At 63.1% G+C, this 14,268-nt stretch carries 14 protein-coding genes and 1 pseudogene; 12 read left to right on the forward strand and 3 right to left on the reverse strand.

What is annotated here, in order from left to right; translation table 11 throughout:
• Positions 1–31: 31 nt before the first annotated feature.
• The 3 genes from LB547_RS12420 (at position 32) to LB547_RS12430 (ending at position 3,409) form a co-directional block, all read left to right on the forward strand.
• Entirely contained in the window at positions 32–952 is a 921-nt protein-coding gene (locus LB547_RS12420) for a pirin family protein (RefSeq protein WP_140498066.1), read from the forward strand.
• Positions 953–1,029: 77 nt separating this feature from the next.
• On the forward strand, positions 1,030–2,967 hold the full coding sequence (gene dxs / locus LB547_RS12425; protein WP_181167185.1) for a 1-deoxy-D-xylulose-5-phosphate synthase: 1,938 nt from the start codon (positions 1,030–1,032) through the stop codon (positions 2,965–2,967).
• 148 nt (positions 2,968–3,115) lie between these two features.
• Complete coding sequence (locus tag LB547_RS12430; protein WP_140498068.1) at positions 3,116–3,409, forward strand: hypothetical protein; 294 nt, start codon at positions 3,116–3,118, stop codon at positions 3,407–3,409.
• 25 nt (positions 3,410–3,434) lie between these two features.
• On the opposite strand, the pseudogene LB547_RS12435 reads toward LB547_RS12430, so the two are convergent.
• Positions 3,435–3,838 (reverse strand): annotated as a pseudogene (locus LB547_RS12435) (GFA family protein).
• Positions 3,839–4,013: 175 nt separating this feature from the next.
• Here LB547_RS12435 and LB547_RS12440 point away from each other — a divergent pair.
• From LB547_RS12440 to LB547_RS12450, 3 genes are all read left to right on the forward strand, one after another.
• A complete protein-coding gene (locus tag LB547_RS12440) occupies positions 4,014–4,778 on the forward strand; it encodes a TlyA family RNA methyltransferase (protein WP_140514818.1) in 765 nt (254 codons plus the stop codon).
• Positions 4,775–6,010 carry a class I SAM-dependent RNA methyltransferase gene (locus tag LB547_RS12445; RefSeq protein ID WP_140762423.1) on the forward strand — a complete coding sequence of 412 codons (1,236 nt, stop codon included), beginning with the start codon at positions 4,775–4,777 and terminating at the stop codon, positions 6,008–6,010. The genes LB547_RS12440 and LB547_RS12445 overlap by 4 nt, the downstream gene beginning before the upstream one ends.
• A gap of 149 nt (positions 6,011–6,159) precedes the next feature.
• Positions 6,160–6,444 carry a hypothetical protein gene (locus tag LB547_RS12450; protein WP_140580781.1) on the forward strand — a complete coding sequence of 95 codons (285 nt, stop codon included), beginning with the start codon at positions 6,160–6,162 and terminating at the stop codon, positions 6,442–6,444.
• Positions 6,445–6,465: 21 nt separating this feature from the next.
• On the opposite strand, the gene tldD is transcribed toward LB547_RS12450, so the two are convergent.
• Positions 6,466–7,878 (reverse strand): metalloprotease TldD, encoded by a 1,413-nt coding sequence (gene tldD / locus LB547_RS12455; RefSeq protein ID WP_140514821.1) that lies wholly within the window; start codon positions 7,876–7,878, stop codon positions 6,466–6,468.
• A gap of 164 nt (positions 7,879–8,042) precedes the next feature.
• On the reverse strand, positions 8,043–8,588 hold the full coding sequence (locus tag LB547_RS12460) for an invasion associated locus B family protein (protein WP_140494976.1): 546 nt from the start codon (positions 8,586–8,588) through the stop codon (positions 8,043–8,045).
• A gap of 375 nt (positions 8,589–8,963) precedes the next feature.
• Between LB547_RS12460 and coxB the strand changes: the two genes are divergently transcribed.
• The 6 genes from coxB (at position 8,964) to LB547_RS12490 (ending at position 14,256) form a co-directional block, all read left to right on the forward strand.
• Positions 8,964–9,863: a cytochrome c oxidase subunit II gene (coxB, locus tag LB547_RS12465; RefSeq protein WP_140494974.1), complete on the forward strand. Its 900-nt coding sequence runs from the start codon at positions 8,964–8,966 to the stop codon at positions 9,861–9,863.
• A 38-nt stretch (positions 9,864–9,901) separates the two neighbouring features.
• Positions 9,902–11,554, forward strand: coding sequence for a cytochrome c oxidase subunit I (gene ctaD, locus LB547_RS12470; RefSeq protein ID WP_140494972.1), 1,653 nt, complete (start codon positions 9,902–9,904; stop codon positions 11,552–11,554).
• A gap of 72 nt (positions 11,555–11,626) precedes the next feature.
• Positions 11,627–12,571 (forward strand): heme o synthase, encoded by a 945-nt coding sequence (locus LB547_RS12475; RefSeq protein ID WP_140494970.1) that lies wholly within the window; start codon positions 11,627–11,629, stop codon positions 12,569–12,571.
• A gap of 2 nt (positions 12,572–12,573) precedes the next feature.
• Positions 12,574–12,735, forward strand: a complete 162-nt coding sequence (locus LB547_RS12480) for a hypothetical protein (protein ID WP_140494968.1) — start codon at positions 12,574–12,576, stop codon at positions 12,733–12,735.
• A gap of 8 nt (positions 12,736–12,743) precedes the next feature.
• Entirely contained in the window at positions 12,744–13,376 is a 633-nt protein-coding gene (locus LB547_RS12485) for a cytochrome c oxidase assembly protein (RefSeq protein WP_140494966.1), read from the forward strand.
• 1 nt (position 13,377) lies between these two features.
• Positions 13,378–14,256: a cytochrome c oxidase subunit 3 gene (locus LB547_RS12490; RefSeq protein WP_140494964.1), complete on the forward strand. Its 879-nt coding sequence runs from the start codon at positions 13,378–13,380 to the stop codon at positions 14,254–14,256.
• Positions 14,257–14,268: the final 12 nt, after the last annotated feature.

A 14,268-nucleotide genomic window follows, 5' to 3' on the forward strand; every position in this document is an offset into this window, starting at 1 on the left:
AGCAGCCATCGGCCGCTGACAAGGAGAGTTCATGAGCTTCTTTCCCGGGAAGGATCCTGAAGCCGGCGATGCCTTTGCCAGCGACCAGATCGAATTGATGGTCATTCCGAACGCCAAGGACATTGGCGGTTTTCAGGTTCGCCGCGCCTTGCCGACTGCCAAAAGGCGGCTGGTCGGTCCCTTCATCTTCTTCGACCGCATGGGCCCGGCCATCCTGCGTGCCGGTCAGGCGCTCGACGTCCGGCCGCATCCTCATATCGGCCTGTCGACGGTCACCTACCTGTTCGACGGCAGGATCAGGCATCGCGATTCGCTCGGCACCGAGATGGTGATCGAGCCGGGTGACGTGAACCTGATGACCGCCGGCCGCGGCATCGTCCATTCGGAGCGCACGCCGGAAGAACTGCGCGGCGCGCCGATGTCGATCTCGGGGCTGCAGACATGGTTGGCGCTGCCGGACGGCAAGGAGGAAGTGGCGCCGGTTTTCGAAAACACCGCTGTCGCGCGGCTTCCCGACATCGACGCGGAAGGCGTCAGCGGCCGCATCGTTATAGGCGATTTCCAGGGGCTGCGTTCCCCGGTGCGAGCCGATTCCGAGACGCTCTACGCCGACCTCAGGCTGGCGCCCGGCGCCAGCGTGAAAATCCCTGCTGACGCGGAAGAACGCGCCATCTATACGCTGGAAGGCGAGGTCTCGATTTCCGGCGACGTGTTTCCGGCGGAACGGCTTCTGGTGTTCCGGCCCGGCGACGAGATCGTCGTATCCTCACAGGCTGGTGCCCATTTCATGCTTTTCGGCGGTGCCTCGCTGGGCTCGAAGCGCTACATCTGGTGGAATTTTGTCTCGTCCTCCAAGGAGCGCATCGAACAGGCCAAGCAAGAATGGAAGACCGGCCGCTTCGACATCGTTCCCGGCGATGAGGAAGAGTTCATTCCACTGCCGGAAGGCTGAGGAAGTCGACGACGGGGCGTGCCTTTCGCGTCATTTGGCAGGCATTTACTTTCGCCTGCCGGCGGCCTATCCCGCGCATGAACAGAAGCTTGGGCCTACCCGTGAACGCAACGCCGCATACGCCGCTTCTCGACAAGGTCCGCATCCCGGCCGAGCTGCGCACGCTTTCCGAAAGCGAATTGCCGCAACTGGCATCGGAGCTTCGCCTCGAACTGATCGACGCGGTGTCGCGCACCGGCGGTCATCTCGGCGCCGGGCTTGGCGTGGTCGAACTGACCGTGGCGCTGCACTATGTCTTCAACACGCCCGATGACCGGTTGATCTGGGATGTCGGCCACCAGGCCTATCCGCACAAGATCCTGACCGGGCGCCGCGATCGCATCCGCACCCTGCGGCAGGAGGGCGGCCTCTCCGGCTTCACCCGCCGCACCGAAAGCGAATACGATCCGTTTGGCGCCGCCCACTCCTCGACGTCGATATCGGCCGGCCTCGGCATGGCGGCGGCCCGCGATCTTGCCGGCGGCCGCAACAATGTCATCGCTGTCATCGGCGACGGCGCCATGTCGGCCGGCATGGCCTACGAGGCGATGAACAATGCCGGTGCGCTCGACGCCCGCCTGATCGTCATCCTCAACGACAACGACATGTCGATCGCCCCGCCGACCGGCGCCATGAGCGCCTATCTGGCGCGCCTGGCCTCTGGCAAGGCCTATGTCGGCCTGCGCGACTTCGGCAAGAAACTGACCTCGTATCTTGGCAAGCGTGCCGACCGTGCCATCACCAGGGCGGTCGAGCATGCGCGCGGCTACGTCACCGGCGGCACGCTGTTCGAGGAGCTCGGCTTCTACCACATCGGTCCGATCGACGGTCACAATCTGGACCATCTGATCCCGGTGCTGAAAAATGTCCGTGACAATGGCAAGGGCCCCGTGCTGATCCATGTCGTCACCCAGAAGGGCAAGGGCTACGCGCCGGCCGAGGCCGCGGCCGACAAATATCACGGCGTCAACAAGTTCGACGTCATCACCGGCGCTCAGGCCAAGGCCCCGGCCAACGCGCCGGCCTATACCAAGGTGTTCGCCGAAAGCCTGATCCGGGAGGCCCAGGAGGACGAGCGCATCGTCGCCGTCACCGCCGCTATGCCGGGCGGCACCGGGCTTGATCTGTTCGGCGAAGTGTTTCCGGCCAGGACCTTCGACGTCGGCATCGCCGAACAGCATGCGGTGACGTTCGCGGCCGGCCTCGCGACCGAAGGCTACAAGCCGTTCGCGGCGATCTATTCGACCTTCTTGCAACGTGCCTACGATCAGGTCGTGCACGACGTGGCGATCCAGAAATTGCCGGTGCGCTTCCCCATCGATCGCGCCGGCTTCGTCGGAGCCGACGGCGCCACCCATTGCGGCGCCTTCGACACCACCTTCCTGGCCTCCCTGCCGGGCTTCGTCGTCATGGCGGCGGCCGACGAGGCGGAACTGCGCCACATGGTGCGCACTGCGGCAACCTACGATGACGGCCCGATCGCCTTCCGCTATCCGCGCGGCAATGGCGTCGGCGTCGACATGCCCGATCGCGGCTCGGTGCTCGAAATCGGCAAGGGCCGCATCATCAGGGAAGGCGGCAAGGTGGCACTCCTCTCCTTCGGCACGCGCTTGCAGGATTGCCTGATCGCGGCCGAGGAGCTGGGCGCGGCCGGGCTTTCGACCACCGTCGCCGATGCGCGCTTCGCGAAGCCGCTCGACGAGGACCTGATCCGACGGCTGGCCCGCTCGCACGAGGTTCTGGTCACGGTGGAGGAGGGCGCCGTCGGCGGCTTCGCCAGTCACGTTTTGCAGTTCCTCGCCCATGAGGGCCTGCTGGAAAGCGGCCTGAAAGTGCGCCCGCTTGTGCTACCGGACGTGTTTGCCGACCACGCCAAGCCGGAAAAGATGTATGCCGATGCCGGTCTCGATGCCGCCGGCATCGTCCATACGGTTTTCACCGCCCTCGGGCAGGCGGCCCACGCCCAGCGCGCCTGACTCGACACATCAAGCGCTTGAATCGGTTTGCCGGCTCGATGTCGTAACGCATTGTTGACATTGCGGTTTGGCGTTTTGCTTACCGTGTCTCTTGCCCGTTTTTCAACGGCACGCTGCTAGGTTCTGGCCAGGCAGGGAGACAACAACAGTGAAGACGCTTCTGTGGGGCATGGCGATCCTGACCGCCATCGCAGCGCCGGCCATCGCCGGAACGCGCTACGACCGCAATCTCGAGAAGGCGGCCGTGGATATAGTCGCCAGCAGGATGGGGCATATCAGGGGCGGCTTCTCCTACAAGCAGCTGCCGCAGCTTGTTGTCCCGCCGGACGCCGCATCGGCATCCGCCGCGCCAGTCGAGCGCCCGCGCAGGGAAGTTGCCCGCGATCGGGATGACGGCCTGTCTCCCGCCGTCGAACGGCAGGCTCCCCGCACCATCTTCTGATCTCGCCCAAATCAAACCACCCAAATCAAAACCACATGTCGCGCACGCAGCGGCCATCGCGCGGCAGATCGTCGTAGGTCTCGAGACCGTCGAAATGGTCGATCGGCAGGTCGGCCACGGCTTCCGGCGGCGCAAGCCTTACATTGACGGCGATCCGCGTGCGACCGGACTCGGCTGAGCGCAAACCGCGCCAGGCAAGCACGCACGCACATGTCGGGCAGAACAGGATCTCGAGCGTGGGTTCGGCCTTGCCGGCACGTTTATAGCTTTTTATCGGCCCCACGACGCGGATACGTTCATCGACAAAGTCGTAGGCCCAGAGCGCGCCGTAACGTCGGCACAGCGTGCAGTTGCAAGCGGTGATCGGCCCGGGATGATCGCCCTTCAAGGTCCGTGGGCCGCACCGCAATGGCAGGTTCCCGTAAGCATCCGTCCTCCTTCGCCTTCGGCAGCAAAACGGCGTTTCTTCCTTATCATCGTGGCCGACCTGATGCGATATGCGACTGGCCGCGAGCGGCTCTCTGCGGTCGCTGCCCTGCGGCGATGTTGCTTCTCCTGCTCCAATCTCCTTGCCTTCGCCGCCGGCTTTCGCCAAGGAAGACCGATGAATTTTCCCCGGCCAGCCAGCACGCGCCAGCGGCTCGACGATCTGCTCGTAGCGCGTGGGCTGTTTTCCAGCCGCTCGCGTGCACGTGACGCGATCGAACGTGGTACGGTAACTGTTGATGGCGTCATTGGCCGCAAGCCGGGTCAGGCCGTGCAACCGGAATGCGTCATCGCCGTTGATGACCCGGCCCAAGGCTATGTCTCACGCGCGGCGCTGAAGCTGATCGCCGGGCTCGACCATTTCGGCCTCGATCCGGCCGGCTGTGAGGCGCTCGACATCGGCGCCTCGACCGGCGGATTCACCCAGGTCCTGCTCGAACGCGGCGCGACCCATGTCACGGCGATCGATGTCGGTCACGGACAGATGCATGCTGATATCGGCAAGGACGCGCGCGTGACGGTCATCGAGGGGCTGAACGCCCGCGATCTCTCAACCGCCGATCTTGGCGGCCGGAGTCCGGACTTCATAGTCTCCGACGTCAGTTTCATTTCACTGAAACTGGCCCTGCCGCCTGCGCTTGCCATCGCCAAGCCGGGTGCCGCAGCGATGTTTCTGGTCAAGCCGCAGTTCGAGGCGGGTCGCGAGGCGATCGGCAAGGGCGGCCTGCTGAAAGACCCCTATCATGCCGCCCGTGTCGCCGGCTTGCTGCAGGATTGGCTGGATGCCGTGCCCGGCTGGCGCTCGCTCGGCTTGCATCTGTCGCCAATCGAGGGCGGTGACGGCAATCGCGAATTCCTGCTTGGTGGGGTCAAGGACCGATGAGCGCACGCTTCACCATCAAAAAGCTTGGCGCCCAGGGAGATGGCATCGCCGACACCGAAAGCGGCGATCTGTTCATTCCTTTCACGCTGCCAGGCGAGGTCGTCACCGCGGCGCGTGAAAGGGATCGCGCCACGCTGATGGCGCTGATCGAGGCCTCGCCCCTGCGCATCGAACCCGCCTGCCGACATTTCGGCGAGTGCGGCGGCTGCGCCCTCCAGCATTTGGAGGCGCAAGCCTATCAGCAGTGGAAGCGCGAGAAGGTCGTGCATGCGCTGAGAGGCATCGATTGCGAAATAGGCGGTCTGGTCGCCTGCGCGCCGCACACGCGCCGCCGCGTCGTGCTCGCCGCCAGGCGCACCGAAACAGGCATGCTGCTCGGCTTCAATCGCCATCTGTCGCCGGAAATCATTTCCATCTCCGAATGCCCGATCTCGCTGCCTGGGATCGTCAGCGCGCTCGACGGCTTGAGGGCACTCGCCGAATTGATCTGCGCCACCCCGAAATCGTTTCGCATGGCGGTCACAGTGACGGGTTCCGGCCTCGACGTGGCGGTGCATGAATCGGGCAAGCTCGGCGAAAACCAGCGCCGCATCGCCGCCAATTTTGTCATTGCGCAGGGCTTTGCCAGACTGTCCATCGATGACGAGATCATCATCGAGCCGAAGAAGCCTGTCGTCATGTTCGGCAGCGTTGCCGTCGCGGTGCCGCCGGGCGCCTTCCTGCAGGCGACGGAGGCAGCCGAACGGACCATGGCCGATATCGTCGGCGGACATCTGAAACGTGCCAAAAAAATTGCCGATCTCTTCGCCGGCTGCGGCAGCTTCGCCCTGCGGTTGGCCGCGAGATCGGAAGTGCATGCGGTGGAGGGCGATGCGGCCGCACTTTCGGCGCTCGATCGGGGTTCACGCTTCGCCACCGGCCTGAAACGCGTGACCGGCGAGCGCCGAGACCTGTTCCGCCGTCCGCTGACGTTCAAGGAGTTAAACGCCTTTGATGGCGTTGTCTTCGATCCGCCCCGCGCGGGCGCGGAGGATCAGTCGAAGCAGATCGCCCGCTCGGATGTTCCATTCGTTGCCGCGGTCTCCTGCAACCCGGTGACGCTCGCGCGGGATTTGCGCATCCTCATCGACGGCGGCTACGCGGTGAAAAGCGTGACGCCGATCGATCAGTTTCTGTGGTCGCCCCATGTCGAGGCTGTTGCCTTGCTGGAGAAGCCGCGGAAAAGACGCTAGGCGCTTAGCCCTGCTCAGCGAGACCGGCAGCGTCATGCAGTCTGCCCCGAAATCCCAGCCAGGTTTATCGCTAAAGTTGTGGATCATCGCCACTGCGGTTGAATCTGCCCCTCAAAAAGGCATAATCCAAATTGGGATAGGGGGAGAAGATGATTTCACCAGGTTTTGTTGCCGAGATTTTTGGTTCGGCTCTCATCATGGCGCTCACCGGTGCGGTGCTCGCTTGGATCTTGAGAAAATTCACGCGTGTGGGGCTGGTGCCATCCTATGCGCTTGGCGTCGCGGTCATGACGTTTGTCGGCGTTGCGCTCTATGTCTCGGGCCATGATGGGACCGTCGACTACCTGAGTGCATGGACCCAGTACGCGATCGGCGGCGTTATCGGCTTCCTGATCCTGTATGCCACGTCGCGCCGGTCTGTGAGCAAGACCTAGCAGACTGGCCACGAGGCGGCTTCAAACCCTTGTGCCGCCGACCGTCATCTGGTCCATTCTGAGGTGCGGCTGGCCGACGCCGACCGGCACGCCCTGTCCAGCCTTGCCGCACATGCCGATGCCGTTGTCGAGCTTCATGTCATTGCCGATCATCGAAACGCGGTGCATGGCGTCGGGCCCGTTACCGATCAGCATTGCGCCCTTGATCGGTTGCGTCACCTTGCCGTTCTCGATCATGTAGGCTTCGGTGCAGCCGAACACGAACTTTCCGGAGGTGATGTCGACCTGGCCGCCGCCGAAGGAGACGGCATAGATGCCGTTCCTGACCGAGGCGATGATCTCGTCCGGCTCCATGTCGCCCGATGTCATGTAGGTGTTGGTCATGCGCGGCATCGGCTGGTGCGCGTAGCCCTCGCGCCTTCCGTTGCCGGTGGCCCGCATGCCCATCAGCCGGGCGTTCTGGCGGTCCTGCATGTAACCGACCAGCTTGCCGTCCTCGATCAGCACGTTGCGCGCCGAAGGCGTGCCTTCATCGTCGACGGTGAGCGATCCGCGCCGCTCGGCGATCGTGCCGTCATCGACGACGGTGACGCCCTTTGCCGCCACCTGCTGGCCCATCAGGCCGGCGAAAGCTGAAGTTTTCTTGCGGTTGAAGTCGCCTTCAAGCCCGTGGCCGACGGCCTCGTGCAGCATGACGCCGGGCCAGCCGCTGGAGAGCACGATGTCGAAAGTGCCGGCCGGCGCCGGTACGGCTTCGAGATTGACCAGCGCCTGACGCAGCGCCTCCTTGGCGGCGTGCTTCCAGCTGTCCTCGACGAGGAAGTCGCCGAACGCCTTGCGTCCGCCCATGCCGTAGGAGCCGCTTTCCTGGCGGTCGCCGTCGCCGACCACCACCGACACGTTCACCCTGACCAGCGGCCGGATGTCGCGCACCACCTGGCCGTCGGCGCGCACGATCTCGACATGCTGCCAGGACGAGGTCAGCGATGCCGAGACCTGGCGCACGCGCGGATCCTCGGCGCGCAGCCATGCGTCGACTTCCTGCAACAGCTTCGCCTTGGCCTCGAAGGAAGGGGAGGGGATCGGGTTCTCATCGCCATAGAGATGGCGGTTGGTGCGGGCGGGCGCGGCGGCAAGCGTTCCGGAATAACCGCCCTTAACGGTCGAGACGGCGTCAGCCGCGCGTCGCAGCGAAGCCTCGGACAGGTCGCTGGAGTGGGCATAGCCGCTGGCTTCGCCGGCAACCGCGCGTAGGCCGAAACCCTGGTCGGTGTTGAAATTGGCCGTCTTCAGCCGACCGTTGTCGAACATCAGCGCTTCGCTCTCGCTGTATTCGACGAACAACTCGCCATCGTCGGCGCCGTTGATGGTCTCTGCGACGATCTCCTTGACGCGATCGTCGGAAATATCGAATTGGCCGATAAGGCTGTTCATGGCGTATGTCCGTGGATGAATGGTTATATCCGGGATGTAGGCGCGAAGCCGCGCCCAGACAATCGCCAATCGTCATTCAAATGCAGGGCGGCGGCGTCCCGGATCTATCCCAGGTCCGGAAAACCTATCGTTGATCGGCAGCTCCCGGGTCGAGGCGCGGGAGTCTACGGCAGGGCCGCAAATCCGTCAGCAAAACCCTTGAGGTCCACCGGGATGCCGATGCCTTCTTCTGGCGTCTGGAAGACGATGAACGTGGCCGACGTGCCGGTCTTCAGCGTATCGAGCAGCGGCTTCTCGAGAATGACCTCAGCGTAGCAGCCGTCCTGGAAGCAGCGCACGAAATAAGCGCGGCCGATATCCTTGCCGTCGACATTGAGGCCGAGCCCGTTGGGCAAGAGCACGCCGAGCGGCGCCAGCACGCGCAGGATCTCCGCCTTGTTGTCGGCGGTGCGCAGCACCACGACCGACAGCCCCATCTCGGGGCGGTCCTCGGCGACGACGTTCTGCATCATCACGCATTGTTCGGACGTGGCGCCGGCCGGCGTGTCGCAGATGATCGACCACGCGCCATGGGTCGAGCGCACCGTGCCGCTCGGCTGGGCCGCGTTGGCCTGGCCGGCGGCCGACAAGCCGGCGACGGACAAGGCGGCGAGAAAGATGACCTTCGCCAAGGGGCTCGAAAGCCCAAATCCCGACAGCCAAGAGTTCATGACGGCTCCATTGCGAATCACGGCACTTTAAGCCGCGCCAAAGCCAAGTAAAGGACGAGACAGCGGCCGAGCCGCCACGAAAATGCCCATGCGGCGCTTTTCCTAGCCAATTTCGCCCGAATTACGACGCCAGGCGCGCCGGCCGGCAGGAAGCAGCCGATCCGTTGAACATAGCCGATTCGCCATGGCGGCCGCCGCCTTCAAAGATGCATTCCGGCTTGCGCGCAAAAATGCCGCACGGTTTCCTCCGCTCCTTTCTTGCGGAGGGAAAAAGAGTATGGTTTGAACCAGCTTGAGACAGTCGGGATTCCCGTCCCGGCATTGTTCGTTATTCTCGTGGACACAGCCGCGAGGAACTGGGAGACGAAGAGGGCGATGAGAAATTTCCTGGCAAACGCCAAGCTTCCAGCAAGTGCCAAGTTTCTAAGCGCTTGTGCCGTTACCACGTTTTTCGCCGGCACGGCCGCCCATGCCGATCAGCCCGTCGAGTGGGAGACGACCTTCCAGGCGCCGGCAACCGACATGATGCGCCAGATCGAGTGGTTCGGAAACTACACGATGTGGTTCATCATCCCGATCACCGCCCTAGTATTGGTCCTTCTGATCTACTGCATCGTGAAATTCCGCGCGAGCGCCAACCCGGTTCCGTCCAAGACCAGCCACAACACGCTGATCGAGGTGATCTGGACTGTCGGCCCCGTCGTCGTCCTGCTCTGCCTCGCCATCCCCTCGTTCCAGCTCTTGACCGCGCAGTACACGCCGCCGGAAGAAGCCAAGCTCACCGTCAAGGCGACGGGCAACCAGTGGAACTGGGATTACGAATACCAGACCGACAACACGCTCTCGTTCAACTCGGCGATCCTCCAGGATGGCGACCGTGCCGCCGCCGGCAAGGAAGATCGCAAGGTCTATCCGCGCCTGCTTGCCGTCGACAACGAGATGGTGGTGCCCGTCCACACGATGACCCGGGTGCTCGTCACCGCGACCGACGTGATCCATTCCTTCGCCATGCCGTCCTTCGGCATCAAGATCGATGCCATTCCCGGCCGCACCAACGAGACCTGGTTCAAGGCGGAGAAGGAAGGCCTCTACTACGGCCAGTGCTCGCAGCTCTGCGGCAAGGACCATGCCTTCATGCCGATCGCCATCCGCGTCGTCTCCGACGCGCAGTTCAAGACCTGGCTGGCTGCGGCCAAGACCGATCTGCCCGGCGCCAACAAGACGCTGATGGCCGAGGTCGATGGCCAGAACAAGGTAGCGGCCGCCGGCAACTGATGCCGCGGGTTAGCAAGATTTAGGGAACGGAGCGGAACATGGCAGACGCTGCAGCTCACGACGGGCACGACCACAAGCCTTATCATGGTTGGGTGCGCTGGGTTTATTCGACCAACCACAAGGACATCGGTACGCTCTACCTGATCTTCGCGATCATGGCCGGCATCATCGGCGGCGCGCTGTCGGTCGCCATCCGCATGGAGTTGCAGGAGCCTGGCATCCAGATCTTCAGCGGTCTGGCGCAGATGGTCTACGGCATGAACGGTGACGCCGCGATCGACGGCGGCAAGAGCATGTACAACGCCTTCGCCACAGCGCACGCGCTGATCATGATCTTCTTCATGGTCATGCCGGCCCTGATCGGCGGTTTTGCCAACTGGATGGTGCCGATCATGATCGGCGCCCCGGACATGGCGTTCCCGCGCATGAACAACATCTCGTTCTGGCTGCTGCCGCCGGCTTTCATCCTGCTGCTTATCTCGATGTTCGTGCCGAGCGCGCCTGGCGCCTACGGCGTCGGCGGCGGCTGGACGCTCTATCCGCCGCTTTCGACCTCCGGTCAGCCCGGTCCGGCCATGGATCTGGCGATCCTGTCGATTCACATCGCCGGCGCGTCCTCGATCCTGGGTGCCATCAACTTCATCACCACCATCTTCAACATGCGCGCGCCAGGCATGACGCTGCACAAGATGCCGCTGTTTGCTTGGTCGGTGCTGGTCACCGCATTCCTGCTGCTGTTGTCGCTTCCGGTCCTTGCCGGCGGCATCACCATGCTGCTTACCGACCGCAATTTCGGCACGACCTTTTTCGCTCCCGATGGCGGCGGCGATCCGCTGCTGTTCCAGCACCTGTTCTGGTTCTTCGGCCATCCGGAAGTGTATATCCTGATCCTGCCGGGCTTCGGCATCATCAGCCATATCGTCTCCACCTTCTCGCGCAAGCCGGTGTTCGGCTATCTCGGCATGGCCTACGCCATGGTCGCGATCGGCGCGGTCGGCTTCATCGTCTGGGCGCACCACATGTACACGACCGGCCTGTCGCTCGACACGCAGCGCTACTTCGTCTTCGCCACCATGGTCATCGCGGTGCCGACGGGCGTGAAGATCTTCTCCTGGATCGCGACGATGTGGGGCGGATCGATATCGTTCAAGCCGCCGATGCTGTGGGCGCTGGGCTTCATCTTCCTGTTCACGATCGGTGGTGTTACCGGGGTTCAGCTGGCCAATGCCGGTCTCGACCGGTCGCTGCACGACACCTATTTCGTGATCGCGCACTTCCATTACGTGCTGTCGCTGGGGGCGGTGTTCGCCATCTTCGCCGGCTGGTACTACTGGTTCCCGAAGATGACCGGCTACATGTATTCGCCCGTCATCGCCAACACCCATTTCTGGGTCATGTTCGTCGGCGTCAACCTTGTCTTCTTCCCGCAGCACTTCCTCGGCCTTGCCGGCATGCCGCGCCGCACCATCGACTATCCGGACGCGTTTGCGGGCTGGAACATGGTGTCGTCCTACGGTTCGTACATTTCGGCCGTCGGCGTGGTGATCTTCCTCTATGGCGTGTTCGAAGCCTTCCAGAAGAAGCGGATCGCTGGCGCCAATCCATGGGGCGAGGGCGCAACGACGCTGGAATGGCAGCTGCCGTCGCCGCCGCCGTTCCACCAATGGGAGCAGCTGCCGAAGATCAAATAAGGCGGCAGCCCGGAATCGAAACCGCCGGCCTGCCGGCGGTTTCGGCCAAACGGAATATGGATTTGAGTACGCATGGCCCTTGTCGACGAAACCAGCATTGACGAAGCGGGCTTCCGCATGTCGGAAGCGACGGCGGGTGATTTCTTCGCCCTCCTGAAGCCGCGCGTCATGTCGCTGGTGGTGTTCACCGCCTTTGTCGGACTGGTCGCGGCACCCGTGACCATCAATCCGCTGCTGGCGGTGATCGCGATCCTGGCTATTGCCATCGGGGCTGGTGCCTCCGGCGCGCTCAATATGTGGTACGATGCCGATATCGACGCGGTGATGACACGCACCGCCACCCGCCCGGTGCCGGCCGGCCGCATCCAGCCCCACGAGGCGTTGAGCTTTGGGTTGGTGCTTTCGGTTTTGTCGGTGATGACGCTCGGCGTGCTGGTCAACTGGCTGTCGGCGGCGCTGCTGGCCTTCACCATCTTCTTCTATGCCGTCGTCTACACAATGTGGCTGAAGCGCTGGACGCCGCAGAACATCGTCATCGGCGGTGCTGCCGGCGCCATTCCGCCCGTGATCGGCTGGGCCGCGGTGACCGGCACGGTCAGCCTGGAGAGCGTCGTCCTGTTCCTCATCATCTTCCTGTGGACGCCGCCGCATTTCTGGGCGCTGGCGCTGTTCAAGTCGCAGGATTATGAACGCGCCGGCATCCCGATGATGCCCAATGTCGCCGGCCCGGCGTCGACCCGCCGTCAGATCTTCGCCTATGCTCTGGTGCTGGCCCCGGTCGGTGTGCTGCCGTGGCTGCTTGGCTACACCACGCCGTTCTATGGCGTGGCTGCCCTGCTGCTCGGGCTCGGCTTTGTCTGGTATGCGTGGAAAGTGCTTGGCATGTCCGACGACGATCGCGCGATGAAGCCAGCCAAGGCGTTGTTCGGCTATTCGCTGCTCTATCTCTTCGCCATCTTCGCCGTCTATCTCGCCGACAGCGTCGTCGAACGTGCACTTGCGGTGGGTGGAGCATGAGCATGATCGAAGACAAGCTCGAAACGGTCACCTTGACCGAACGCCAGCGGAAGGCCCGGCGCAACCGCTCGGTCGCCATCGGCGTAGCCTTGGCCGTGCTGGTCGTTATCTTCTATATCGCGACGATCGTGAAGTTCGGTCATAACCTCTCTGGCACGATGTGAGGCGGGAGATGGGTGTCGACACGAGCGCCAAACCGGCCGGGCACAACAGCAACCGCCTTGTTGCGGCCGTCTGCGTTGCCTTCTTCACCGGCATGATCGGCATGGCCTATGCCGCGGTGCCGCTGTACAAGATGTTCTGCCAGGCGACAGGCTATGGCGGCACGACGCAACGCGTCGAGAAGCAGTATGCCGGCCGCGTGCTCGATCGCGAGATCACCGTCCGCTTCGACGCCAATATCGCCGGCGTGCCGTGGGATTTCCAGCCGGTCCAGCGCTCGATGACCATGAAGATCGGCGAGACGGTGCAGGCGCACTATCAGGCGACCAACAAGTTCGATCGCCCCATCACCGGCCGCGCCACCTTCAATGTCCAGCCTGAACTGGCGGGTCCCTATTTCAACAAGGTCGAATGCTTCTGCTTCACCGACACCACGCTGAAGCCCGGCGAAACGCTTGACATGCCGGTCCTGTTCTACGTGGACCCCGATATCGTCAACGTGCCGGAACTGAAGGACGTGAAGACGATCACCCTGTCCTACACGATGTTTCCGGTCGAGAAGAACAAGCCGGTCGCATCGTCAGAGCCGGTCCAGGGCAACAGCAAGACAATTTCAAATACCGAAGGAAATCTCGGGGGTTGATATGGCAGACGCGCACGCAAAACATCACGACTATCATCTCGTCGACCCGAGCCCGTGGCCTTTCCTGGGATCGATAGGGGCGCTCGTCACCGCCTTTGGCGGCGTTTGCCTCATGGAATACCTGAAGGGCGGCTCGTTCCCGATCTTCGGCTTCAACATCGCCAATCCGTGGCTGTTCTTCATCGGCCTCGCGATCGTCCTCTACACCATGTTCGCCTGGTGGTCGGACACGATCAAGGAAGCGCATGAGGGCCATCACACGCGGGTCGTGTCGTTGCATCTGCGCTATGGCATGATCATGTTCATCGCCTCCGAGGTGATGTTCTTCGTCGCTTGGTTCTGGGCCTATTTCGATGCCAGCCTGTTTCCGAGCGAAGCCCACCAATATGCCCGCACCGCGTTCACCGGCGGTGTCTGGCCGCCGAAGGGCATGGAGGTTCTCGATCCTTTCCACCTGCCGCTCTATAACACCGTGATCCTGCTGTTGTCGGGCACCACGGTCACCTGGGCGCACCACTCCCTTATCCACGGCGATCGCAAGGGGCTGATCAACGGGCTGGTGCTGACCGTCGGCCTCGGCATGCTGTTCACCATGGTGCAGGCCTACGAGTACATGCATGCTCCGTTCGCCTTCAAGGATTCCATCTACGGCGCCACCTTCTTCATGGCGACCGGCTTCCACGGCTTCCATGTCATCATCGGCACCATCTTCTTGGCCGTCTGCCTGATCCGGGCCATGAAGGGCGATTTCACGCCCAAGCAGCATTTCGGTTTCGAGGCTGCCGCATGGTACTGGCATTTCGTCGACGTGGTCTGGTTGTTCCTGTTCGCCTCGATCTATGTCTGGGGATCGGTCGGCGCGGTAATCGAAGCCCACTGATACCGGTCTGAT

The sequence above is a fragment of the Mesorhizobium sp. B264B1B genome, assembly GCF_020165765.1.
In the GTDB taxonomy this organism is placed as follows: Bacteria; Pseudomonadota; Alphaproteobacteria; order Rhizobiales; family Rhizobiaceae; genus Mesorhizobium.